The organism is aff. Roholtiella sp. LEGE 12411 (assembly GCF_015206995.1).
Taxonomy (GTDB): domain Bacteria; phylum Cyanobacteriota; class Cyanobacteriia; order Cyanobacteriales; family Nostocaceae; genus Komarekiella.
Genome location: NZ_JADEXR010000084.1, coordinates 1 through 25845, shown reverse-complemented (window position 1 = coordinate 25845; position 25845 = coordinate 1). Strand labels below are relative to the sequence as shown.

Here is a 25845-nt window from a genome sequence, read left to right as displayed (position 1 = left end):
TTCCGCCATTCGTGGCAAACGGGATCAGGGCAAGAACCGTACATCTAAGGTAATACCTGAAAAGCGGATATTATTTGAGCAGTTGTCTTTACAATTGTTTGATTAAGAATCCCCTCGGCTTTAGCCACGGGAGTGTCAATGCCTATATTAGAGCCATAGGAGCGGGAGCAAAAGGATTAGATGCACCGAAAAAACAACCTTGGGGACAGACAGTTGCTCGTATCTGCGATCTTAATGGTGTTCTGGTGTCGTTGGTGAGTGGCTATTACCACTACGTTGGAATTCGTAATGACGCTCCTACGGACGCCCGTTTCTCTCTACGAGATGCTGCGCGAACGCTATCGCTAAGGTAATTCACATACTGAGCCTTTACATACTGAAGCTTGTGCTGCCTATAAAAGAGCAACAATCCGATTAACCCACAGCTATGTCATTGCTGAGTACGTCGCGTTAGCCACTGCAAGGCGTTTTCCGCGTTCATCCGTCCTTGTTTTTGTAGTTGACTTGCTGGATAACCCAGACGTAGAAACGGTTTGGGTGGATGAGCCATTGCACTGAACAGCAGTCGATCTCCTAATGAAGCAGGAGGATAAAACCTACTCTATATGTGATACGTTGAGCTTTATGCTAATGCGCCAACGCGGAATTACAGAGGCATTGTCTACTGATCGGCACTTAGAGTAAGAAGGGTTTATCTGCTTACTGCGACCAGCAGGCTAAAATAACCATGAAAAGTGAATATCGTGAGTTGGTAAATGAAGTCCTAAGAAAAATAGGACGAAATATATTGATGTTTCAGCAAATCGAGAAAGGCTTGAAATTGCTTCTTCCATTTATTCACTCAGATGCTAGTGCAAAAGGTATCGATAGCTTTTGGAAGTACAGAGAAGCAGCTAAATTGAAGACTCTAGGGAATCTAATAAATGCCTTTATTGAGTCTGCGGATTATGACACTGATTACTTTGTCGAGAGATTAAGAGAGATTGTTGCCGAGCGGAACAAACTCGTTCATCATTTTGGTGAGTCGGAAGGTTTGAATATATTAAGCACCGAAGAAGGATGTAAAACTTGCATTATTTACCTAGAATCACAGTACCAAGAAGCAATTTACTTTTATAAAAAAATAACACTATTTGTATTTTGTGTGGTTGTTTTCCTTCAAGGAAATTACGCCGAATCTAACCCAGATATCGAATTTATATACAAGCAATTAAAGGCATATATTATTTCTTCTGACGTTGAGTATATAAATATGAACAATCCGTCTGAAACAACATGGGAGAATACAAAAATTGTAAAATTACTGCGTTTAGCCGAAACAAACACAGACAAAATAGGTGATATGACTTTGCTGGCAAGAGCGGGGGAATTTATTAAGAGTCAAGACTCTGAGTGTACGCCTAAGCAGTATGGAATTAAGACACTAAAAGGTGTTTTGAAGGCGTCTGGCTTATTTGAAATTACCGAGAGTCAAGTTAGCGAGCAGAACAGCGTGTTTATTTTATATAAAAGTAAACTTTCGCACTAACAAATCGCTGCACAAACCACAGATTCCAATTTTTACACTTCGGTTAAATTGATTATGCCGCTTGCAAGTATAGCGGTTATCGATTGGATGAGAACACCAAACTCCTTACTGTAAAATCATTTCAGCAAAGTTTTTGTATCTCACTCAACTGCATACCGCTATATTTATTTTCTCTAGTTCCCAATCTCAAATCTCAAATTTTATGGATTCCAATCCAGCATTGTGTGCAGCGATCGCTCACCAAATTACCGCTAATCCCCAACAGCGCATTACTTTTGCTGAATTCATGGATATGGCGCTGTATCACCCGGAACACGGCTACTATTCTAGCGATGCGGTCAAAATTGGCTTTCAAGGTGGTGATTTTTTTACTTCTCCCAACCTTGGCGCTGACTTTGGCGAGTTACTAGCAGAACAATTTTTCCAGATGTGGGAGATTTTAGGGCAACCTGTGCCGTTTTCTTTGGTAGAAATGGGAGCAGGTCAAGGAGTGTTGGCATTGCATATCCTCAAGCACTATCAGCTACACTATCCAGATTTTTTGATCGCCCTGGAGTACGTTATTGTAGAAAAATCCCCGGCTTTAAGACAAGAACAGCAGCAACGCTTGCAAGATTTTCCAGTGCGTTGGTGCAATCTAGAAGACATACCATCTAACTCGATTACTGGCTGTTTTTTTTCTAATGAGTTAGTTGATGCTTTACCAGTGCATCAATTCAGCTTAGAAGCTGGGGAACTGCGAGAAATTTATGTAACAGCGCAAAAAGACGAGGGAGATGAGAAAGTATTTTCTTCCTTTACTTCTGGTCCCATGCCATCATTTGTGGAAGTCATAGGAGAACCTTCTACGCCCCAACTGGCTGAATATTTAGAATTAGTGGGAATTGACTTTGCCCAAAGTGTTTATCCAGATGGCTACCGTAGCGAAATTAATTTAGCTGCTCTAGATTGGTTGAGTATAGTAGCCGACCGCTTGCAACGCGGCTATGTGTTAACAATTGATTATGGCTATCCTGCCAGTCGTTACTACAATCCTAGGCGATCGCAAGGAACGTTACAGTGCTACTATCATCATCGTTTCCATGACAACCCTTATATTAATATTGGGCGACAAGATATTACTGCCCATGCTGATTTTACTGCTTTGGAACGCTGGGGGCAGCGGTGCGGTTTAGATAAAGTTGGTTTTATCCAGCAGGCTCTGTTTTTGATGGCATTGGGTTTAGGCGATCGCATTGCAGCCATCTCCTATCAAAATCAACCACTCTCACAATTACTGCGGCGACGGGACGCACTACACCAGCTTCTAGATTCCACAGGGTTAGGCGGCTTTGGAGTTCTAGTTCAGAGCAAAGGTCTGCGGGAGACAGAAACTTCTCAATCACTCAAAGGATTGACTTTCCCGGAGCCAACTTAAATGTGAGTGAAGCAACGCGGTCTTGGGGGTTTCCACGCCAGTTGCTTCTCCTGTGGGAGACGCTGCGCGAACCAGTCGGGAAACCCGCCCACAGCGCTGTCTCCCCAACCCACTCCCCATGGGCGACTTAGGAGCGTCACCCAAAGGGTGAAAAGTTAAAACTCTATTTAAGAATGCTGTATCAGTCTTATTTAGACTAGGATAACAGTGATTACGGTAAAATAAAACATAGACAAAAGTATTAATTATGTCTACTCATGAATTGTTTTTGTTAGTAACACTACTTACCCCAGGGATCTTACTTTCAGTTTTAATTATGCTTACTTTTGCCGCTGGTGGCTGAAGTAGTCAGTTATCAGTGACCACTGTCTACTGATAACTGTTCACTGAATAATAGAAACACGATATCTACGACGCGCTACGCTTACGCTGTATCAAAGGAACGTAAAAAATGAAGGTGGCATTTCTGGGAACTGGACTGATGGGACTACCAATGGCTCAAAGGTTGTTAGCCGCAGATATACAGCTAGTTGCCTACAACCGCACCCCAGAAAAATTAGCACCACTACAAGCAGCTGGCGCTGAAGTTGTGACACATCCCCGCCAGGCCATTCGTGCAGCTGAGTGCGTCATTCTCATGCTCACTAATGCCTCAGCAATTTATCATGTCTTGCTTTCCGATACTGCTTGGCACACTCTGGAAGGGCGTACTATCATCCAAATGGGAACAATTACGCCCACAGAAAGCCAAGAAATCAGAGATGCAGTGGTTGCAGGTGGTGGTGAATATTTAGAAGCACCTGTACTAGGGAGCATCCCAGAAGCACAAGCTGGCAAACTAATTGTAATGGTAGGTGCTGAGCCAGAACAATATCAAAGCCACTTGAAGTTACTGCAACATTTTGGATCAGAACCTTTACTTATAGGGCCAGTAGGAACTGCTGCTGCGCTCAAATTGGCATTAAATCAACTAATAGCTTCCCTAACAACTAGTTTTGCCCTCAGTCTCGCTTTTATTCAGCGTCAGGGCGTTGATGTAGATGTATTTATGCAGATATTGCGCGATAGTTCACTCTATGCGCCGACATTTGACAAAAAGTTGCAACGGATGTTGGCTAGCGATTATGCTAATCCCAATTTTCCGACAAAACATTTGCTAAAAGATACAGATTTGTTTATCTCGGAAGCCAAATCTCGTGGATTGGATCTCAGCAGTATTAAAGGTGTGCGACAAATTTTGCAAACAGCAGTGAAAATGTCATTTGCTGATGCTGATTACTCATCATTATTTTCTATTATTAAAGAATGGGGGGAATCGAGTGAGGAGTAAGCAATTAAATTTGATTCAATTAACCTCAATTGTGGAAAAGTCTGTGGAAAACTTTAGGGTTTTCGGGAAAAACCTTATTAAGTATAATCACCCTGTGGAAAACTTATAGGGGTTTTCCACAAGTTTTCCACAGATAGTCATTTACTTAACCATCTGTTAAACAGACTTATGGCAGGTTTTCCACAAATTCCCCAGTTCCTAGCACGTAGATAGAAAATATCATTTTAGTAGTAGTTCAATAGGCAGTAAAGTTACCGCTGGTAAACTGGACTGTCAACACTCGCGTATAAACAACAAGGATGTTAGGATATCCTTCACCAGATGAATCTGACTATGAAATTAGTTTGCGCCCAAAGCGATCTCAGTACAAACCTCTCACTCGTCAGTCGTGCTGTACCATCACGGCCGACTCATCCAGTACTTGCCAATGTGCTGCTCCAAGCGGATGCTCAAACTAACCAGGTAAGCCTAACAGCCTTTGATCTCAGCTTGGGTATCCGCACCAGCTTTAACGCTGAGGTCTGGCAAGGTGGAGCGATCGCCCTTCCTGCTAAACTACTTGTAGACATCACCTCTCGTCTTCCAGAGGGGGAAATCACTCTAGACGATGAGTCAACCCTCACAGGTGCAACACCTGGTGGAGAGGGTTTAATTGTTACACTCACACCCAAGAGTGGGCATTATCAGGTACGAGCAATGGGAGCTGAAGAATTTCCCGAATTGCCTGTAATTGAAAATACTGAAGCACTACATATCCCTGCTGCGGCATTAATTGAGGGATTACGGGGTTCATTATTTGCTACCAGTGCAGATGAAACCAAGCAAGTACTTACTGGAGTCCATTTAACAGTTAAACAAGATACCTTGGAATTTGCTGCTACTGATGGACATCGCTTAGCAGTGGTAGAAACTACTAACGAGCGACCTCTGGACGGGAGTACTCAACTAGAAGTCACAGTACCAGCTAGGGCATTACGTGAACTACAACGAATGTTAGCTCACATCTCTTCATCAGATGAACCCATAGCTTTACATTTCGATCAAGGTCAAGTTGTGTTTTCTTGGCAGAATCAACGCTTGACTAGTCGCACATTAGAAGGGCAATATCCTGCTTATCGACAACTGATCCCACGTCAATTTGAGCGAGAAGTGACGATTGAGCGGCGACAATTCATTAGTACTTTGGAGCGAATTGCTGTGCTAGCCGATCAGAAGAATAATATTGTGAAACTCAACATTGATGGAGATGCCCAAGAAATTACCTTATCTTGTGAAGCTCAAGATGTGGGTAGTGGTAGAGAGTCAATGCCAGCACAAATTTCTGGGCAAAACATAGAAATTGCTTTTAACATCAAGTATCTAATGGAAGGTTTGAAAGAGTTACCATCTTCCGAAATTCAAATGCATCTAAATCAAAGCCTGACTCCAGTGATTTTTACGCCACTGGGTGGTTTGAAAATGACCTATTTAGCGATGCCCGTACAAATAAGATCCTGACATCAATAACTTTAACGTGAATTCTTCATGTTTCCAGTCTGTAGATAGTTCAGGATTTGATAGTTAACGCATATTCTCCATGAATCGGGGCTGACACATTCACAGCGATCTGATCGCCATTTCATCTTTATGCAAAAAGACATTTCAATACAACGTCTTTGCCTCAAATTTCCAGTACAATGCAGCGGTTTTCAATTTAGTAGACTACAGCAAATAACTCTTTGCCTGTAGAGTGAGTATTACAATGCCCATCCTACCGTGGTCTATTCGTATGAAACCCGTTGCAAAAGGTTTTTGATTTTTAGTATTAGCTTTGGCTTTTGTCTAAACGTTACCGTTTAAACCAAATTAAACTCTTACATTGTCAGTAAAGCGAATTTTCAGATAGTCTTCTTCCATCTTTGCCCCTGATGGTTGCAATGCTGCTAAAGCTTGCGGTAACACTAAGTTACGCCGATGGTTGCCAATAGTAATGTTTAATTCATCTCCAGTTTTATTCAATTTAATCTGGTCTTTAGGAATACCAGGTAAGTAAAGTTCCAAGCTGTATTGGTTTTGCTCTTGTACAACTCTGAGAGTCGTTTCTTTGTAATAAATCTGAGTCGGATCTTCGTCCTTATACAAGGTTTCCTTTAGCCGTTCTAATGCTGGTAATCCACACAATTCCTCAGAGAATAGTGGAACTTCCTTTACAGGCAAAGGGTGAAAATTATCATGGATTTCTTGACGGTATTGTTGTTGATTCTCTTTCCAACGTTGGAAAAATGGGTCTTGTACTTCGCTGGGAATAATGCGATTGGCTATTACTAAATCTGTAGCAACATTGTACAAACTTAGATAAGCATGAGCACGGAGAGACTCTTTAATCACCATCTTTTCTGGATTAGTGATGAGGCGCACTGAGGTTTGAGTATTATCTGTTAATACTTTTTCTAGAGCTTCAATTTGTTCATAAAATTCATAAGGCGCATCCATTACCTCTTTGTCTGGAAGAGAAAAACCAGCAATTGGTCTAAAAAGAGGTTCAACTAGAGGTCTAAGTGCTACCGAAATGTTTTGAAATGGTTTGTAAAAACGACGCATATACCAGCCACCAATTTCTGGTAAACTAAGCAGTCGTAATGCTGTACCAGTAGGTGCTGAGTCAATAATCAGGACATCAAACTCGCCTTCATCATAATGACGTTTCATTCTTACCAAGCCAAAAATCTCATCCATGCCTGGTAAAATTGCCAATTCTTCCGCCTGTACCCCATCTAAACCTCTTGCTTGTAAAACTTGGGTAATATAACGCTTGACTGCACCCCAGTTTCCTTCTAGTTCTTGCAGTGCATCTAGTTCCGCACCCCACAAATTCGGGCGAATTTCTCGCGGCGCATGACCCAGTTCCAGGTCAAAACTGTCTGCCAGGGAGTGAGCAGGATCTGTACTCAAAACCAGTGTGCGATAGCCTAGTTCCGCGCAACGGAGTCCAGTCGCAGCAGCGACGGAGGTTTTTCCGACGCCGCCTTTGCCGGTCATTAAAATTACACGCATGGATGATTTTGTCCTGACTGAGGATTTTTTACATTTATTTACATTATCGACTGTTTAAGAGAAATAAATGCTGCCTTAGCATGTGTAGGCGTAAATAGTTCTAATAATAAATGTGGAAAAAAATCAAACCATATTGCTATACTGACCGTCTAGCATAGCCTGGGCTGTTCTAGCGTTACTCTCAATTAGTGTTTGAGTTCTTCATGAGTCAGTGCGATCGCCCTTTGAGGTTGAGATTATTATTTATCATAATTTGTGGGTTGGATTGAGCGATCGCGAAACTCAGTATTTGTAAGTTGATTGCTTGTTGGACTTTGTTCAACCCAACTCACTTGACTGCTTAAAACTTGTTTACTAACTCAATATTGCAAAAGCTTGTTCAAACATCCTCTTAGCCTTGTGCAAGGTTAAGGTGAGTAAGAATTGAATGCTGTGCTAAAGTAGTAGATGAGAATAAAATTCGGTTGTAGCTTTTGTTTTTAGTATTGATAGGCTTCTACCTTTTGGTATTTACAGGCTTTTCCCCGAAATCTAAATCTCTACAAACCTCTGATTTTGGAAACAATCTATGTCAATTTACGTAGGCAACCTGTCTTATGAGGTTACACAAGATACTCTAACTGCTGTGTTTGCAGAATATGGTTCTGTAAAGCGGGTTCAGCTACCTACTGATCGTGAAACAGGTCAATTACGCGGCTTTGGTTTTGTGGAAATGGGTACAGATGCTGAAGAAACAGCTGCCATTGATGCTCTTGATGGTGCTGAGTGGATGGGACGCAACCTCAAAGTTAATAAGGCTAAGCCGCGTGAGGATAGAGGTTCCTCTGGTGGTGGTAGACGGGGGAATAACAGTGGAGGATACTCTCAGCGTTACTAAGCTTTGAAACAAAAAATATAACTTTAACGTCTTCAGGGCAGACAACGAGTCTGCCCTTTTTACGCTCCAGTCTACTGGATAGGTTAACATTGCCAAGTACCAATTTAAGTAGGAGACAAAATGACCCAAATAGTTGTGGGCGAGAATGAAGGAATCGAGTCAGCCTTGCGTCGATTTAAGCGGCAAGTTTCCAAGGCAGGGATTTTTTCAGACATGAAGAAGCATCGTCATTTTGAAACGCCAGAGCAAAAACGTAAGCGCAAAGAAGTTGCTAAGCACAGGCAGCGTAAGAGAAGTTTCCGTAATTGAGGAACAAGTCTTGTGTACAAACGCTTAAGTTATTCGCCTACATACTCATAAAACGTAAAACTGCTCTGGGGCAGATTCAGAGCAGTCTTGAAAAAGAGGAGTTTTACATAGAGGGCCTCATGGTTTTGATGCCCTCTTTTAGGTATAAACAATTCGGTACTGTAGTGGTATACAGCCTTGTTTAAGCACTATCCTGAAAAAAGTGAAAAATTTATAAATAGCGTTGCACAAAGCTTGGAAGCATTCTTAATCAATGATATACCTATAGTGTCCTCATCGATTTGGTGATTCAAGCAATTATTAACTGTATTTTAGTAATACTCATTACCAAAATGCAGTTTTTGTAATATATTTAATAAAAATTAAATCAGCCATATAAAGGAGACTCGCAAAGTCTTATTCAATTGCTTTATTGTTAGCTACAAATAATATTTTATTTAAATTGGGTAATTTAAACAATCTTACCTACACAATCTAAACCACTAGGTATATTTTTTCAGTTAAAAGATTTTGTATAACGCTTGTTAAAAAAATAATCAGCAAAACGTTATATGACACATGATAAGTTTTAACAGACTCGATTTGCTAATAATCGTAGATAAAAGAAATTAAGCTGATGCACGTCTAGATCAAATATTCTCGTGCTGAGGCTGTCGAAGGTCAAGAGTCAAAAGTTCAAGCTAGCCTTTGACTGTAGACTTTTGACTCTTGACAACCTCGGCGCGAAATATACAAGTTTATTTGCGTATACAGCTTATCTACAGTTTCTTTTATCTACGATTTTAAGCAGATGCTTATGCTGGGATTAATACTGTATCAATGACGTGAATGACACCATTATCAGCAGCAACATCTGGTGTTGCGACAGTGGCATCATTTATCTTCACTCCATTAGAAGCGTCAATTTTCACATCAGAACCTTCAACAGTGGTAGCTGACTTTAGCTTAACCACGTCAGATGATAGTACCTTACCTGAAACAACGTGATAAGTCAGGATTTTCTTCAACTTTGGAATATCTTTGAGCAATGCATCTATTGTACCTTCGGGAAGCTTAGCAAATGCCTCATCAGTAGGTGCAAACACAGTAAATGGACCAGCACCCTTTAAAGTATCTACCAGATTTGCAGCTTTAATTGCAGCAACTAAGGTATTAAAAGAGCCAGCGTTAACGGCGGTATCAACAATATCAGCCATGTGTCTTACCTGAGTTTGTTTAGATTCTGTTACAAACGTAACTTTTCTTAAAGTAAATAGTATCTATCTTTAGACAGACGTGTATCCAATCGACTCAATGGCAACAAAATAAATGATACCTCCGTGAATAGGCATAGTATTTTTTAGCTGCTATAGGATTCCTATTTGATTTTTGAAAGAACTGTGTACACCTCTAACTCCCTTTTTTCCATTTCCCATTCTCTATCCCCTATCCCCCATTCGGTGTCTCTACAAGTCAGTTCACGAATCAAATCGGATTACTATAGTTATCTGTTAACTAATGAAATCTTTGTGGGCAGCTACAAGCATTTGTGCTTGTCTTAAAACATGGCCGAATAAATAAGCAGGAATCTGCCAAGCTGCAACAGTAACCTCTTTAGCCATATCTTGTACGCTAATTGCAATTAATTCATGCTCTGGTGGTTCTCCCTCAACAGCACCAGACCAAGTGAAAGCCAATAAAAAATCATCATATCCAGGTAAAGATGCAATCAAGCATTCTTCTGGTGCTGGTTGGCAAATAATTCCGTGTTCATTTGCAAGTGCTACTAGTTTTTGGAAGTCATTTAAATTAGTCATTCATCCTTTGCGTATAACTTAAAAACGGTTTTATGACGTTGCCTATACTGTTATATAAATTACTGATACTCTTACTAATAAAAAAGTTTATATCATCTTTGGTATATCGCTGACGATATAAAATCCCCAAAGTCTTTATATTTAAAAATCTCAGCGTTCATTATATCGTAAGTATTTAAGCGAACATGATATGAGATGTCTATTGGACATGATCAAGGTTAATGCCAAAATCTTACTGCAAGTGTCTAGTTTCATTAGCAACAATTGCTACTTTTCAACAACATCTACGCCATCTACTTTATTGACAAAGCCTGTTGAACAACAGCCAGAAACACCAAGTCTAATTACAAAACCTGGGAAGAAGCAGACAGAAAAGTCATACAGCAATTTTAAATTGAGTAAACTACAGGAAATAGTTCCTTGCTTGTAGAGTGGGCATTTACTGTGGTCTATTCATGTAAAAGTCGGCGATGGTTACGTCATAACTCAAGCTCTCGATATTAGGTTATAACCAAATTTTTTGCCAGACCTTTCCTTAGAAACTACTATTTTCATCCTTGCGTTTGCTCACAAACCATCCTACAACACCTAACCCTAACAACAACGGTGTCAACCAATCACCCCAAAGAACATATAAAGTCTGCGTTTGTCGGCGATAAATGGTTGCAGCATGAATTTCGTAGGTATTATATCCAGATATCCACAAAGTTTTGCCGTGAGGATCTACAAAAGCTGAATATCCGGTATTAGTTGCCCGCACAGTCCATCTATCAGTTTCAATTGCCCGCATAATATCCTGTGCATGATGCTGGAATGGCATGTGAGCACTGTAATGAGCATCATTAGAAGAACTTAGGATAAATTGCCCACCCGCAGCAGCTTGACGGCGAAATTGCTCCGGAAATGCAGATTCGTAACAGATACCGACAATAACCCTACCATAAGGAGTGTCAACTAGCTGATTTGCTGAACCGGGAATTTGGTGTGCATCCAGAGGCGACAAGCGCTGAACTATCCCACCTAAAATTCCTTCAAAGGGAATATACTCCCCCAGAGGTACTAGTTTAGCTTTGTCGTAGCGGCTGACAATTTCACCATTACCATTAAAAGTAAACAAGCTAATTGTATAGCTGCGTCCCCGTTCTCCAAAAGCCCCAATCCAAGCAACTACGCCTTTTTCCCGCACTGCTGAGACTAAGGCAGTTCCCATCAAGTTACGCTGAAAAATAGGTAAAGCGCCCTCTGGGGTCAGGACTCCATCTACACCTTGATCTGCTAAAGTAATATACCCATTGGTGTAGTTTTCTTGGGCGCGACGAAACCCCTCAGAACCAAGTAAAAGTCGGTTAGGGATATTACCCTGAATAATCCCAATTTTCAATGCTGCTTCTGGTACTTGGGCGATAGGACGGATGTATAAGATTAAACCAATGAGGTGTAAGGTAATTAATAGTCCCGTGGCGGTAGCTAAGTATTTATCAACGAACCACAGAGGCGCAGAGAAGCTGGAGCGGCTTCCTCCTATCGAAACTTCTCCCAAGGGGAGACGCCAAGGACGAACGGAAGGTTTCCCCCATTGTACCAACTGGCGCAACACAGACCAACTTGTCTGTGCGCCCTCTGCGTCTGTGCGGTTCGTCCATCCTTCAGCAATCAAACCATTGATGACAACTATTGCCGCTGTAATAGTATTAGGCCCAGAGAGTTGACCAAGGTGTAAAATCACGAGATTGTATGGGCTTTGTGTATAAGCAAGCGAACTCCACCACAAAGGCCCGGCACTCCACAGACTCTCTAAAGCGCACCAAACAGCTGTACCAATCAGTATACGTAGCCACGACTTTTGCTCGCCCAGACGAACCATCACAGCAGCCCAAATAGCAGCAAATACCCCTCCCAAGAGGCTAATGAATCCCCAACAAAAAAGGGTAATAGCTAAACTCGGCCACCAAGGAACGCCCAACCAAGTCATAGGATGAATTCCAGTAATCCAAGATAGGGCGACACCGTGATAACTGATACCCCACAAGAGAGCACAGAGAAGTCCGAGCGGAGGCTTCCTTTGTTGGTACAGCCCGCCGTAGGCATCGTAACTTCGGGGAAGAGCAGGGGGATATTGGTTTTTGCGTTTTGAGGAGCTAACAACCAATATCCATAGGGGCGCTAAGGCAATCCAAGCTAAGAACCACGCACCTATAGGGGCTACGGTTAGCCCCATCAAAATCCCGCTGCATAAGGCAATTAAGTAAGGGAGTAAGGAGATTAACCTCTCCCCCTGCTTCTTATTCAGCTTCTTCTGCATCAACAGTATCAGGTGGAACTATTGCCACGCCAGTAATAGCGTCATCTTCGTCTAAACGCTGCACTCTCACCCCAGTTGCCGATCGCGATTGTATGGAAATCGCATTCACTGCCTGACGAATGATAATACCGCGATTTGTGACCATCATGATTTCATCATCATCATTGTTGACAATGCGTAGGGTTGCCAATTTATCTTTGGTTTTGCGGTTTTTGAATTTGGTTGCCATTAAACCCTGACCAGCACGATTTTGCAGGCGGAATTGAGCAACTGGCACACGCTTGCCATATCCTCCCATTGTAATTACCAACACCCAAGGGCCTATACTGCCGTTGCTAGGCACTTCTGCGGATTCTTCATTAATTTCGATATCTTCAGTCTCGATATCTTCGATTTCCGCTTCTGTATCTGTATTCAAGGTGTCCAGAATTGCTGCGGGGAGAATATCCATTCCCACCAGTTCATCATTATTATTCTTCAGTTTCATCGCTTTTACCCCACGAGTCGCCCTACTAAGAGGACGCAATTGTTCGTGGGTACACCTGAAGTGAATCGCCATACCCTGACGAGAGCCAATAATAATGCTGTCTTCTACTTTAGCGCGTCGTACCCAGCGGAGTTGATCACCTTCTTCTAGGGAAATGGCAATCAGTCCATTGGCCCGAATATGGCTAAACGCAGCTAATTCAGTTTTCTTGATATTGCCGCCTTTAGTGAGCATTACTAGGTATTCTTCACTGGTAAACTCGTCAACGGGTACAATCGAGGTAATTTTTTCCTCGCGGGGAATGGGTAGCATTTGGACAATTGGCGTACCGCGACTGGTACGCGAACCAACTGGAATTTGATATGCTCTGAGGCAGTAAACTACACCACGCTCGCTAAAGAATAAAATACTGTCGTGATCGCAGCAAGTTAAGAAATGCTCAACGGTGTCATCATCTTTGACCTTCGCGGCGGCTTTACCTCTGGTAGCACGGCTTTGAGCCTCAAAGGTGTTGACTGGCATCCGTTTGATGTAACCTTGCTCGGTGACTAGAATTATTGCTTTTTCGTTGGCAATGAGGTCACGGTCATCTAATTCTCCTTCTCCTGGTAAAATCACCGTGCGACGAGGTGTGGCGAAGCTAGTTTTTAGCTGTGTAACTTCAGTTTCAATGATTTCCAGCACCCTTTCCCGCCGAGCCAAGATATCCTGCAAGTCGGTAATCTGCGTTTGTAAGTCCTCATGTTCTTGGCGAATTTTGTCTGCTTCTAAAGCAGTCAAACGCCGCAATTGCATTTGCAAAATTGCATCTGCTTGCACTTCTGAAAGACCATAAGTTGTGATTAATTCACCTTTGGCTGTGGGCGCATCAGGAGCATGGCGAATCAAGTTAATAATTGCATCTAACCGGGACAGGGCAATCAGTAACCCTTGCAAGAGATGGTCGCGTTCCTCGGCTTTCCGCAGTTCGTAGCGGGTGCGTCTGGCAATGGATTCGATCCGGAAATCCAAAAAGACGCTTAAGAACTCCTTCAGAGTAAGGATCTGAGGTTCGCTATTTACCAACGCCAGCATATTCGCCCCAAAGTTGGCTTGGAGTGGCGTTTGCTTGTAGAGGTTATTTAGCACCACGCGGGGATAGGCATCACGTTTGAGTTCGATGACAATACGCATCCCGTCGCGATCGCTTTCATCCCGGATATCTGCAATTCCCTCTAGACGTTTTTCGTTGACCATTTCGGCGATTTTTTCAATCAGCGCCGCTTTATTGGTTTGGTAGGGCAATTCGGTGATGATAATTGCTTCCCGATCTGGACGCCCCCGTTGTTCAACGGTTTCAATATTAGCTACACCACGCATGGTGATGGAACCGCGCCCGGTGGTATAAGCTTCCCGAATTGCCGTAGTCCCCAAAATCTGCGCCCCAGTGGGAAAGTCTGGGCCGTGGATGTACTGCATTAACTGGAGATCAGTGATTTCTGAATCGTGAATTAGTGCCACCAAGCCATCAATCAATTCGCCCAAGTTATGGGGCGGAATGTTGGTTGCCATACCCACGGCAATTCCAGAAGAACCATTGAGCAACAATTGTGGGATACGTGCCGGCAGTACTGTCGGTTCTTGCTGGGAACCATCGAAGTTATCAGCAAAGTCTACGGTTTCTGACTCAATGTCGTGCAGTAGACCGGCGCTTGTTAGAGCTTGCAAGCGGCATTCTGTGTATCGCATTGCCGCTGGCGGATCGTTGTCCACCGAACCGAAGTTGCCATGCCCGTTAACTAAGGGCGATCGCATGGAAAAATCCTGCGCCATCCGCACCAAGGCATCATACACTGCTGTGTCACCGTGGGGGTGATATTTACCTAGCACTTCCCCCACCACACGAGCACATTTCTTGAAAGGGCGATCGTGGAGTAGACCTAGCTCGTGCATTGCATACAGGATGCGGCGATGCACAGGTTTTAGACCATCCCTGGCATCTGGCAGCGCCCGACCCACTATCACGCTCATGGCGTATTCCAGATAAGACTGCGACATTTCGTTCCGCAAGTCTGTCGGGATAATCCTCTCCTGTGAGAATGTCATAACCTAAAAATCTCCAAAAATCGTAGATTTTAGCCTTTAAACTTGACAAAGCGCAAAATTACTCTAAATTTCTCTTGAATAATTGCTATATTTTGATACAATTCTAGCATATATTGCCTTTTTTTGCCTGGAGAGCTAGGTCAGGCATTTAGCCAAACCCTAGTCTGCAAATAGCAATCTAAGTCCGAAGATAGTGTGTGTCTTGCAACACCATTTCTTAAGCTTGGGCTAGAAGTTAAAGGCAATATTCATGAATAAGGAAACAGTTCCTAGTCAAGCTGAAAAGATCAATTCCGAAGGTGATGCATCGCAACTAAGTCCAGAGGTACTAGACAAAATCAAACATCCTCCGAAAATGGATGATGTCATCCGGGAGCAATCGCCAGCAGAACGTAGGAGTAACCCAGCTTTAGTACCCGAAATGCTTGATCAACCAAGCGATGAAGAAATGACTGGGTTAACCGAAGAGTAGAGAGGCTAGTAAGGATACAATGGCATTCAGTATCCTGCTGCCAAATTTTTTCGCTCTATGCTGCCAGTCATTTATTCTGACGAGTTTCTGGATCACAAGACTGGAAAATACCATCCAGAGAACCCAGAACGCTTGAAGGCGATCGCTAATGCTTTAAGAACATCCGCATTTGCAGAGAAAATTGAATGGCGATCGCCTACACCAGCATCAGAAAACCTATCACTGATGCCTCTGTTGGTAAAAGCTCATACCCCAGACTATATCAAGAAAGTTTGGGAAATTGCTTCTACTGGCGGTAGTTATTTGGACGGAGATACGCCTGTTTCCCCGCGTAGTTATGATGTAGCATTGTTAGCAGTGAGTGCTTGGTTGGATGGAGTTGATACTGTGCTAGCAACAGCAAATCCGGCTTTTGTGCTGGCGCGTCCACCGGGACACCATGCTGAAAGTGATGCTGGGATGGGCTTTTGCTTATTTTCTAATGCAGCGATCGCAGCTTTGTTTGCCCTAGAACAACCCGGAATTAACCGCGTCGCCATCTTAGATTGGGATGTCCATCACGGTAATGGTACTCAGGCGATCGTTGAAACTCATCCGCAAATTGCCTATTGTTCTCTACATCAGTACCCCTGCTATCCCGGTACTGGGAGAGCTACAGAGCGCGGCTTTCATAATAATGTGTTGAATTTGCCCCTAGCTCCTGGTAGTGATATCTCTGTATATCAACCACTATTGGAAACAAAGGTGCTACCCTTTTTAGCAAATTTTCAGCCAGATTTACTAATTGTGAGTGCAGGTTACGATGCCAACGCCGCAGATCCTTTGGCGAGTATTAATTTGCAACCAGCAGATTATGGCTTATTCACTGATTATTGTCTGGGGCTAACTCGTAAAATTTTATTTGGTTTGGAAGGCGGTTACGATTTTGATACACTTTCTCAATCAGTTGTCGCCACAATTGAACGTTGTTTACTTTAGGACTTCCTGAAGTTTGCTAATTAGATCCGCATAATCCCACTTTGCAAGCAAAAATTGTCAACGAATAAAGTTAATATAGGAAGTTATTGCAAGTAATTATTATTAATTTAATTGGGCAAGTGCGATCGCCACACAAATATTTCATTTAAAAGGGAACTCTTAACGGGCAACAGGCAACAGGGGAATCCCCATAATTCCAATTAGGGGATTTATATAAGGACGCATTGAAACTTCGTGGCTTGCGCCATCTGGTTTCAAGTATTTGATTTTTTCCATTAATCAATTAAGGGGCTTGTATCCAATATTCGGGGCTAATTCTTCTCCCTATTCCCTGTTCCCTGTTCCCGCCCCGTTGGCGCAGCCTCTCGTAGAGAAGGGGCTGGTCAGATTAATTCGCAAATTTGAGTATTCGCTTTTACTACTCTCCTTTGCCCAATCAGATCTCGCGACGACCAGTATTAATCATTGGAGATTATAACCTAACAGCACACAAAGCAGCACCAATTAGCCCCACTTGTTGATTGAGGATAATATATACAGGTATTTCTTCTAGGAGAGAACGCATCCGGCCTTTTTGGGTGAAAGTTAACAGGAAATTACTGTTTTGTATTAGAGGGAGTATTTTAGGAGCAATACCGCCCGCAATGTATAGTCCAGCGTAAGGTAGGAGTTTGATGGCAAGATTTCCAGCTTCTGCACCGTAAGCTTCTACAAATAATTGCATGGTTTGTTCGCAAAGGCGATCGCGTTTTTGCAATGCGGCTGTACCAATAACTGCACCAGGATCAACACTTCTTTCCTGCTGTCCCGCCTCTTGTTCCCAGGTTCGGACGATTTGGGCGATATCTGGTGATTCCGGAGCAATTTTGCGATCGCGCAAAAATTGATAAATTGCGACAATTCCCTGACCGGAAACCACTCGTTCTACAGAAACGCGCTGGATACCATGTTTATCCAACAGGTATTTTAATAGCTGAAACTCTAACTCATGACGGGGGGCAAAGTCAGCGTGTCCACCTTCTGAGGGAAAAACTTGATAGAAAGGCCCTTGCTTAATTAAAAATCCTTGTCCTAAGCCTGTACCAGCACCAATGATTCCAATGGGGGCTTCAGCTTGAAATTTACCAGCCTGCAAAGTCAGCAAGTCTTGTTTTTGTAAACCTAAAACGCCATAACCTACAGCAGCAAAATCGTTGATTAGAGAAATTTGCGGAATGCCTAATTCTTGTTCTAGTCGTTCGGTTTCGAGGAACCATACTAAATTAGTCAGCTTAGCAGTATTTTTGAGCACTGGGCCAGCGATCGCAAAACAAGCCTTTTGTGGTGTCGCTGTGTCAGCTTTGACCAAAAACTGCTGCACTATTGGTACTAAATCGGGAAAATCACTACTGCGATAGCTTTCTTGATAAATAGTGCGTAACTCCAGCGACTCTGACGCCTCAACCAGCCGCAAAATAGTTTTTGTGCCGCCAATGTCTCCTGCTAATAGTAATGTCATATTAGTTACTTTCAGTTAAATCGAATTACTTTCTCTACAACGCTTAAATGGGAGATATCTCCCTTTAGTTCTAACAACCATTCTGAATCCTGACGTACAAGCTTCACTAGGGAACATAGAGAGGCTTTCACTTCCGTTTTGGCAATTTCTCCTACTAACCCCATTGCTCCCCCCAGTACAGAAGCGCCATGGGCTACCAGCAAGATATTTTTTGGGAAAAATTCATTGGCCAGGCATCTAGCAGTTTGTCCTGAACGTTCCCGCACTTTTTCATGAGTTTCAGGATACTTGGCTGCAATGCGCGAAGTGTAACCAATGTCAATTCTAGGAAATAATTCTGCTAAAGCTGGAGTTGAAAGTCTTTCTGGTTCTTCTGTCATCCAAGCGGGATTTAGCCATTCGCTCAAGCCTATTTCCAATTTGATAGACAGATTGAGAACTTCTGCAACTTGGTTTGCTGTTTGTACAGTTCGTAAGAAGGGAGAAGCAAAAATATGAGCAATATTTTCTCTTTTCAAGCGATTAGCTAACTGCTGAGCCTGCACGATACCATCATCAGATAAGGGTGGATCGTAGCGTCGTTCTGCGGTGAGAAACCAATCGGGGTTAACAAAGTCTAAGCGGTTAGCATGTCTTGCGATCCAGACTATTTGACTCATTAGTTTAAATATTCAGGCGATTAGGTTCGCATCTACGATAGACACCCAAAAACTGGGCTGAAATCCAATATATGACAAATCTTATAATTATTCGTCATAAATTAACCTACTATAGTAATCCGATTTGATTCGTGAACTGACTCGTAGAGACACCGAATGGGGGATAGGAAAAAAGGGAGTTAGAGGTGTACGCAGTTTTTTCAAAAATCAAATAGGAATCCTATAGGTGAAATTTGAAGAGGCATCAGTTTCGCATCTTGGCAGAAATTACATTGATACGCAAGACTTGGTTGCCATTCTTCTGAAATTCATAAGGCACTTGCTTAATTTCTACTGAATATTTCCGTTGGTGTAGTTCATCTATGACTGGTTGCAGCCAAGGAGATAGTTCACCAGATATTTTTAATATTGGAAAAATCCGTACTTCTTTAGCAACTCGACACATTTCTAAAATGGATGAAATATGAAATTCTTCTGAAAGCTGATCAGAATAAGTAAATAATAAGTGAGAACACAAAACCAAATCAAACTGATTGGTTTCAAACGGTAAGCTAGGTAATTGGTTTGTTAAATAACGCTCTTCTGTAATTCCCAAAGGAAAATCTGCCAAAAATTGACGCATCGCCGCCATCCGAATTTCACCCATCTGTTCAGGTGACTGGATATCTTGCCAAACATAAAATTCTTGATTTGCTTTGACACCTTGTATTACTGTTTCATAAGTGTCTTGAATCCGTTTGGCGATTTCATCTACGGTGAATTGATAAACTGGATCGCAAGAGATAACTTTGTAGCCTTGACGTGTCATTTCTGCATTGAAACTAGCAGGGCCACCAGCACAATCGAGAATATTTAACTTACATTCATCAGAAGTTAAGTCAAACATCTTCATGTATTCCTGCATCGAACGTCCCCAAGGAATGACGTTTTTAAGTTTAAAACCCATTAATATATGTCTCTATAACTTCAACCATCCAAATAGTTGCCCTACAGTCAACCGAACTTCACTAACTAAATCGGGAACTGGGATTATTTCTTCTTCCTCTTGTAAAAGTTCTGGTTGCTGTTTTGGTGGATAAACCAAAACTGATCGTTCTTCTGGATCAATTAGCCAACCTAAGCGACTACCATGCTTCAGGCAATGTAAGATATTTCCTGTTACTTTAGTCTGACTTTGATCTGGAGAAAGAATTTCAATTGTCCAATCTGGATAAGTTTTAAAGATATTCGCCACATCTCCACCGTCGTCTATAGGAATTAGCTTCCAAGCAAAGACGGCTACATCTGGTACAATCGAACGTCCGCCAAAAGTACATCGTAATTCTGGAAAGGCAAGGGCAATTTTTTGAGGCTTGACCACAGCATTGATAGCGCTGACTAACTCACCCTGAGTGATACTGTGCTTTCCTTGAGGCATAGGCTTTTGAATAATTTTACCGTTGATGTATTCTGAGCTAGGTTTGGTTTCTGGTAGTTTTAAAAACTCCTCCAAAGTTAGGGGTTTAGTTGGTGATTTTACCATGTGTTCATGCCTTCCAAATTTTCATTTTTAATTATCCTAAGTAAGCCTTTTTAACTCGCTCATCACTAATTAATTCTGATGCTGTACCTGTTAAAGTAATAGAACCAGCTTCTAGAACATAGCCGCGATCGGCAATTTTTAAAGCCAGATTGGCGTTTTGTTCAACTAACAAAATAGTAACGCCTGTAGCCCGCAGATTTTCAATAATGGAGAAAATTTCCCGGACGATCGCAGGTGCTAATCCCAGGCTAGGTTCATCTAAAAGTAATAATTTTGGTTTACTCATTACAGCACGAGCGATCGCTAACATTTGTTGCTCACCACCGCTGAGAGTTCCTGCTAGTTGATTACGTCTTTGCGCTAAACGCGGAAATAACTCAAATTGGCGCTGAATATCTCTTTTTACTTCTACTTGATTGGAGCGAATATAAGCACCTAATAATAAGTTATCTAAAACTGTTTGCCGTGCTAATACTCTTCGCCCTTCTGGACAATGGGCTATACCAAGTTTAACAATTTCATGAGCTTGACGACGTGTAATATTACGTCCACTATAAATAATTCCACCACTCCTAGAATTCACTATTTTTGATATAGCGCGGAGTGTGGTAGTTTTGCCTGCACCATTAGCACCAATTAGAGTGACTACCTCACCTTTTTGAATAGTTAAATTAATATTTTTGAGAGCTTGAATACCGCCATAATTAACATCAAGGTCTTGAACTTCTAATATTGTAAAAGCTTGTCTATCTTCATCTCGACGTTCATCAGGGTTCATCGGTGGTTTACATCCAGAAATGGTAAAAGGCATTGGGCATTGGGCATTGGGCATTGGGCATTGGGCATTGGGCATTGGGCATTGGGCATTGGGCATTGGGCATTGGGCATTGGGAAGACGTAGTGTATGATTTCTAACTAGGCGGGGCTGCTTCCTCAACAGGACGGATAATCGCCGGAGCGGGTGTTACTTCTGGTTTAAAAATTGCCTGCAATGCCTGTTCTAGGGTTTGTGCCATGACAATCCGGTTTTCGTAAGCTACGACTACCCGTACCAGAGTTGGTAGGCTATTTTGTGTCGCTTCTAGATAGATTGGCTCGACGTAGAGTAGGGATTGCTCAATCGGAATTACTAATAAATTTCCTTGAATCGCTCTTGAACCCTGCCGATTCCACAAGGAAATTTGCTGGGAAATTACTGGATCTTGGTTAATCCGCGCCTCGATTTGCTCTGGTCCGTAGACCAAACGTTCCTTGGGAAAAACATACAACAGCAGCTTACCGTAGTTCTGTCCATCCGATCGCGCTGCTAACCAAGCAATCAAATTAGTCCGCTGTCTGGGAGTGTAGGGCAAAAGCAAGATAAATTCTTCTCTACGAGAGGCTGTGCCAACAAAAGGTACGGTAGGTAGACTGGTAATTAAATAATACGGTTCTACCGGACGAGCTTCGCCACCATAGATTTCGTTGGGAATTTGCCACTGGTCTTCCTGGTTGTAAAATACTTGGGCATCAGTCATGTGATAGATCATCAACCGCTCACATTGAATTTTGAAGAAGTCTACTGGATAGCGGATATGGCTGCGGAGGCTGACTGGCATGGCACTGAGCGGTTTGAAGAGGTTTGGGAATATCGCTGACCAAGTGGCAATTATCGGATCATTGGGGTCGGCAATATAAAAGTTAACAGTGCCGTGATAGGCATCAATCACTACTTTGACCGAGTTACGAATGTAATTGATATTATCGCCATTGGTATCTGAGTAAGGATAGCGATCGCTTGTCGTGTAGGCATCAATCATCCAATAAAGATAACTTTGATTGGTTGGGAAATCTTGATTATTCTTGTCAAAATTGGCATCAGCAGCGACCAAATAGGGGTCACTATCAAATTTTAAAAAAGGTGCGATCGCGCGAATTCTTTGGTTAATATTCCGCCGGAATAACACTTTTGTCTCAGGCAAAAAATCCTGCGTCAGTATCATTTGCCAGTCCTTCAAATACGTGGCAAATAGCCACCTTCGCCACGCTGAACCGATTTTAATACCGCCTCGACCATCGTATTTGTTGTAAACATTCTCACTGCCACTCGGATAGTCTAGCTCCTTAACTTTCGTGCCAGTCATTACATAAGTGTTGGTAATTTCACCGTAATAAATTCGGGGTTGTCCAATGGGAACACTGTCACGAATACCCTCACTGGAAGTGCTGAGGGCATTACGATCACCGCTAATATCTTTGACAAAATATTCTGGTAGCCCTCCCGGCCCAACTGTATTAACCGGGCTGAGAGTAAATCCAAAACCGTGAGTATAAATTAGATTGCGGTTAACCCATGTCTGCGCCTGTTGTGGTACGGCACTGTAATCTAATTCTCGTGCCGAAATCAATACCTGACGCCGTTCTGTTGCTTCAACTGGTTTCTGCTCAAGCGCTGGTGGCTTTTGGGCAGTTGGCCGGCGTGTGGTTACGTCTGGTTCTAGGGTGTACCGATCAACATCAGCATCAGGAAACCGATAGTAGGGACGAATTTGTTGCAGCTGGCGATTGGTTTCTAATAGTGGTCGCTCATCCCAAAGGCGAATATTGCGAATCGTCAGGGCATTCTCTTTAATATCAGCTTCAGTCAGTCTTCCTTGCGGATTGAAAGTTCTAGCATTGATCGCCTCAAGATCAAATGCCTGCCGAGTCAAGGCGATAGTACGCTGAATGTAAGGTTGCTCACGTTGCAATTCATTAGGCTCAACAACTAAATATTGCACGGCAGTGGGCAAGACATAACCAGCTGCTACAACCATTACTAGATAGATCCCCAAACCGTAAAACACCAATCGGCGATACTTGGATTTGGATCGCCAGAAAAACGTTCGCCAAAGTAGATAAATAGCGATCGCCACTGCCAACACAAACAAGACAGTATAGGCTGGCAACTGTGCTGTAACATCGGTATAGCTAGCGCCATAACTTACCCCACGGCTGGAATATACAAGTTCATAACGACTCAGCCAATAACTTAGGGCAACCACCAGCATTAACAAGCCACCCATACCGCATAAATGACGCTGCTGCTGTGGTGAAAAACCTGGAAAAATTCCCCGACTCAGGCTATCTGCTGATAAGAGATAAGTGAGGGTAACAGCGAGAAAGCCATATAAAAATAATCCCATCAGCCAGAATTCTAGTAGTTCCCCCACGGGGAGGGAAAATATATAAAAGCTGATATCTCGACCAAATAAAGGCTCCGTGTTGTTGAAAGGCGTAGGGTGGAAATATTGCAGAACTTTGGCCCAGTGTTGGGACAGCATCCACCCAAACCCGACACTGAAAATAATTGCGATCGCTGCAAACAATTGAGGATAAATTAAGATTGCGATCGCTACTCCCCCAACTAAGCTAAAATACCAAACTTGCGAGATTATCTGCTTTCCCAACTGCCAGATGGTCTCTGGCCGGAGCAGGAGCGGAAGGGGTAGACTCGCTTTGTTAAGGGGATAATACCAGTATGAACTGGCTATTTGACCATAGTGACCCAGCATTAATCCTACTAATAAGCTCAATGCTAAAGCTAGAGGCAACAACCAGTGTAATCTTAATGGTTTAAAGCTTCGCGTGTCAGGTGTCCGAATTTCATCTCGTCTTGGATACTGAGGACTGAGAAAGTCTTTTAGCTCACTACTAAGTTCTGCTTCCTCGCTCCTAACTTGTTCTATCTTTAGAGACTGGACATACTTCAGCCGTTGTGCAATTACAAGGTTTCCCAGTAGATAGGTAACACTGACACCAGCTACCATTACCCATAAAGCACCTTGAGTCACTATCCTCAGCAAAAATACTTGCAAGTAGCCGACTTCCTGAAACCAGAAAATTTCTGCTCCCAGGCGGGAACCCACAGTCAAGAGTAGCCATAGTCCCAGGAATACTATTAATAGTCGAAAGCACCATTTCCAGAACATACGCTGGCCCCTAACCTCATACTCTTGTCATTAAGCTGATGTGCGTCTAGATCAAATATTCTTGTGCTTAAGATGTCCAAGGTCATTTGTCCACAGTCCAAGCTAGCCTTTGACTGTGGACAAATGACTCTTGACAACCTAAGCGCGAAATACATAATTTAAATGCGTAACAGCTTACCCACATCTTTTCAATCTCTCACTTGACATCCCGCTTGGGCATAAGTTCCAAAACTAATAGCTAAAGTCCGCTGAAACAAACTTGATTTTTCCACAGCTAAGACTTACACACCAAGACTGCTTATTCAAACAGGGTGTAGTAATTGTAGCGGTTTTCCCTGCACCCCCATACCCAGCTAAAATCTTTTTACTCCCCCACTCCCCCAAAGCCTAGCCTCTTCTTGGCGACTAACAATAAACATCTGATAATATGTCTAATCGCGCCCTTAGTTCAGTTTTGAGATTTTCAGTAAGATTTTCTTTTTAAGTTGTAATTATGCTAACCAGTGTTGACCGTTTACTATTTGTCCGGCAAGTTCCGATTTTTAAGGAATTGCGGGATGATTTTATTGTGCGGCTCACCTCCGTGATGAACGAACTGCCGTTTCCAGCTAATTACACCATTTTTCGACAAGGAGAAGAAGGGCGATCGCTCTACATTATTGTCTCAGGTCGAGTTAAAGTTCACATTGGTGATAAATCGCTGGCGGAGGTAGAACAAGGAAAATACTTCGGTGAAATGGCAGTATTTGATACTCAACCTCGTTCAGCTACTGCAACAACTTTAGAACCTTGTGAATGTTTGGAACTAACGCAAGAACAGCTATATGAAGCCATTGAAGAAACTCCCGAAATTGCGGTGAATATCATTCGTGAGTTATCCCGCCTGATTCGTAAGCTAAATGATGACCTCAGCACAGCGAGCAGTCATTAGCGAAGTTTTGAGACAAGTAAGGCAATTTAAACTCCAGACATTGCCTAATAAACTGCTGTGGAATTTCTACGCTTTCTCCCCAATGCAAATGAACATAAGAGGCGTGAACATTTGCAGGTAGACCCCATCCCTCACATCCCATGTTTTCCTCACAATCGTAGCGATAAGTTTCAAACAAGGGCTGGTTAGGATTTGAGATTAAACGGGAACGGTGAAACTCATGCCCATAAACGTTTGTACCTGCTGTTACTAGCAAATTATCTTGCAAAGCTACTGCGCGACGATAGCCTAAAGTTAAACGTCCACCCATCACAGCAGATGTCGGTAACACCCCCACCATCGGCCAAGGTTTATCCTCAAAATCGACAATTTGCTCACATAAATACATCAAACCCCCACACTCGGCGATCGCAGGCATTCCTGCAATAATTGCTGTCTTTACTGCATCACGGACGCTGGTATTTTCTGCAAGTTGCTGAGCAAAAATTTCTGGGAAACCACCGCCAAAATACATTCCCTGTATATCCTGTGGTAGTCCAGCATCTTCGATAGGACTCCAGAAAACTAATTCTGCACCCAACTGTTGTAGCAAGTCGAGATTGTCTTGGTAATAGAAATTAAAAGCGCGATCGCGAGCAACTGCAATCTTGATGGAGTGGGGGGGTGCCGTC

21 protein-coding genes and 1 pseudogene are annotated in these 25845 nt (G+C 42.7%); 10 read left to right on the top strand and 12 right to left on the bottom strand.

The genetic code is table 11. The features are described 5' to 3' along the window. The first annotated feature begins 98 nt into the window (after nt 1-98). The 5 genes from IQ246_RS30475 to dnaN all read left to right on the top strand — a co-directional run bounded on the left by IQ246_RS30475 (nt 99) and on the right by dnaN (nt 5772). Nucleotides 99-353: a glyoxalase/bleomycin resistance/dioxygenase family protein gene (locus IQ246_RS30475; protein ID WP_244142078.1), complete on the top strand. Its 255-nt coding sequence runs from the start codon at nt 99-101 to the stop codon at nt 351-353. A gap of 374 nt (nt 354-727) precedes the next feature. After that, nucleotides 728-1528 carry an OST-HTH/LOTUS domain-containing protein gene (locus IQ246_RS18240; RefSeq protein ID WP_194004757.1) on the top strand — a complete coding sequence of 267 codons (801 nt, stop codon included), beginning with the start codon at nt 728-730 and terminating at the stop codon, nt 1526-1528. 202 nt (nt 1529-1730) lie between these two features. Next, nucleotides 1731-2945 carry a class I SAM-dependent methyltransferase gene (locus IQ246_RS18235; protein WP_194004756.1) on the top strand — a complete coding sequence of 405 codons (1215 nt, stop codon included), beginning with the start codon at nt 1731-1733 and terminating at the stop codon, nt 2943-2945. A 451-nt stretch (nt 2946-3396) separates the two neighbouring features. Further along, the gene (locus IQ246_RS18230) at nt 3397-4275 is read left to right on the top strand and encodes an NAD(P)-dependent oxidoreductase (protein ID WP_194004755.1); all 879 of its coding nucleotides are present in this window, start codon (nt 3397-3399) and stop codon (nt 4273-4275) included. 333 nt (nt 4276-4608) lie between these two features. Further along, nucleotides 4609-5772, top strand: a complete 1164-nt coding sequence (gene dnaN, locus IQ246_RS18225; RefSeq protein ID WP_194004754.1) for a DNA polymerase III subunit beta — start codon at nt 4609-4611, stop codon at nt 5770-5772. Nucleotides 5773-6120: 348 nt separating this feature from the next. Here the strand turns inward: dnaN and IQ246_RS18220 are convergent, their stop codons facing one another. Beyond that, nucleotides 6121-7308 carry a TRC40/GET3/ArsA family transport-energizing ATPase gene (locus tag IQ246_RS18220; RefSeq protein ID WP_194004753.1) on the bottom strand — a complete coding sequence of 396 codons (1188 nt, stop codon included), beginning with the start codon at nt 7306-7308 and terminating at the stop codon, nt 6121-6123. A gap of 568 nt (nt 7309-7876) precedes the next feature. Between IQ246_RS18220 and IQ246_RS18215 the strand changes: the two genes are divergently transcribed. Both IQ246_RS18215 and rpsU read left to right on the top strand, forming a co-directional pair. Then, nucleotides 7877-8185: an RNA-binding protein gene (locus IQ246_RS18215; protein ID WP_194004752.1), complete on the top strand. Its 309-nt coding sequence runs from the start codon at nt 7877-7879 to the stop codon at nt 8183-8185. A 120-nt stretch (nt 8186-8305) separates the two neighbouring features. After that, nucleotides 8306-8494, top strand: coding sequence for a 30S ribosomal protein S21 (gene rpsU / locus IQ246_RS18210; protein WP_162397714.1), 189 nt, complete (start codon nt 8306-8308; stop codon nt 8492-8494). Between the two features lie 794 nt (nt 8495-9288). Here rpsU and IQ246_RS18205 read toward each other — a convergent pair. From IQ246_RS18205 to gyrA, 4 genes are all read right to left on the bottom strand, one after another. Then, on the bottom strand, nt 9289-9690 hold the full coding sequence (locus IQ246_RS18205) for a fasciclin domain-containing protein (protein WP_194004751.1): 402 nt from the start codon (nt 9688-9690) through the stop codon (nt 9289-9291). A gap of 294 nt (nt 9691-9984) precedes the next feature. Beyond that, nucleotides 9985-10290, bottom strand: a complete 306-nt coding sequence (locus IQ246_RS18200; RefSeq protein WP_194004750.1) for a hypothetical protein — start codon at nt 10288-10290, stop codon at nt 9985-9987. Between the two features lie 535 nt (nt 10291-10825). Next, the gene (lnt, locus tag IQ246_RS18195; RefSeq protein ID WP_194004749.1) at nt 10826-12592 is read right to left on the bottom strand and encodes an apolipoprotein N-acyltransferase; all 1767 of its coding nucleotides are present in this window, start codon (nt 12590-12592) and stop codon (nt 10826-10828) included. After that, complete coding sequence (gene gyrA, locus IQ246_RS18190) at nt 12573-15164, bottom strand: DNA topoisomerase (ATP-hydrolyzing) subunit A (protein ID WP_194004748.1); 2592 nt, start codon at nt 15162-15164, stop codon at nt 12573-12575. The genes lnt and gyrA overlap by 20 nt, the downstream gene beginning before the upstream one ends. Nucleotides 15165-15414: 250 nt before the next feature. Between gyrA and IQ246_RS18185 the strand changes: the two genes are divergently transcribed. Together IQ246_RS18185 and IQ246_RS18180 are read left to right on the top strand one after the other, a co-directional pair. Beyond that, on the top strand, nt 15415-15636 hold the full coding sequence (locus IQ246_RS18185) for a hypothetical protein (protein ID WP_194004747.1): 222 nt from the start codon (nt 15415-15417) through the stop codon (nt 15634-15636). A 57-nt stretch (nt 15637-15693) separates the two neighbouring features. Next, entirely contained in the window at nt 15694-16614 is a 921-nt protein-coding gene (locus tag IQ246_RS18180) for a histone deacetylase (protein ID WP_194004746.1), read from the top strand. A gap of 472 nt (nt 16615-17086) precedes the next feature. Here IQ246_RS18180 and IQ246_RS18175 read toward each other — a convergent pair whose 3' ends face one another. The 6 genes from IQ246_RS18175 to IQ246_RS18150 all read right to left on the bottom strand — a co-directional run bounded on the left by IQ246_RS18175 (nt 17087) and on the right by IQ246_RS18150 (nt 24243). Continuing rightward, complete coding sequence (locus IQ246_RS18175) at nt 17087-18112, bottom strand: glucokinase (RefSeq protein WP_194004745.1); 1026 nt, start codon at nt 18110-18112, stop codon at nt 17087-17089. Nucleotides 18113-18123: 11 nt separating this feature from the next. Then, on the bottom strand, nt 18124-18771 hold the full coding sequence (locus tag IQ246_RS18170; protein ID WP_194004744.1) for a histidine phosphatase family protein: 648 nt from the start codon (nt 18769-18771) through the stop codon (nt 18124-18126). Nucleotides 18772-19015: 244 nt separating this feature from the next. Beyond that, nucleotides 19016-19717 (bottom strand): SAM-dependent methyltransferase, encoded by a 702-nt coding sequence (locus tag IQ246_RS18165; protein ID WP_194004743.1) that lies wholly within the window; start codon nt 19715-19717, stop codon nt 19016-19018. A gap of 12 nt (nt 19718-19729) precedes the next feature. Beyond that, nucleotides 19730-20293, bottom strand: a complete 564-nt coding sequence (locus tag IQ246_RS18160; protein WP_194004742.1) for a Uma2 family endonuclease — start codon at nt 20291-20293, stop codon at nt 19730-19732. Nucleotides 20294-20324: 31 nt separating this feature from the next. Continuing rightward, nucleotides 20325-21071: an ABC transporter ATP-binding protein gene (locus tag IQ246_RS18155; RefSeq protein WP_194004758.1), complete on the bottom strand. Its 747-nt coding sequence runs from the start codon at nt 21069-21071 to the stop codon at nt 20325-20327. 133 nt (nt 21072-21204) lie between these two features. Further along, nucleotides 21205-24243 carry a UPF0182 family protein gene (locus IQ246_RS18150; RefSeq protein WP_194004741.1) on the bottom strand — a complete coding sequence of 1013 codons (3039 nt, stop codon included), beginning with the start codon at nt 24241-24243 and terminating at the stop codon, nt 21205-21207. A gap of 493 nt (nt 24244-24736) precedes the next feature. Here IQ246_RS18150 and IQ246_RS18145 point away from each other — a divergent pair, with 493 nt between their 5' ends. Further along, nucleotides 24737-25174 (top strand): Crp/Fnr family transcriptional regulator, encoded by a 438-nt coding sequence (locus tag IQ246_RS18145; RefSeq protein WP_194004740.1) that lies wholly within the window; start codon nt 24737-24739, stop codon nt 25172-25174. On the opposite strand, the pseudogene IQ246_RS18140 reads toward IQ246_RS18145, so the two are convergent. After that, nucleotides 25152-25845, bottom strand: a pseudogene (locus tag IQ246_RS18140) (cobyrinic acid a,c-diamide synthase); the annotation flags it as partial. The gene IQ246_RS18145 and the pseudogene IQ246_RS18140 overlap by 23 nt on opposite strands.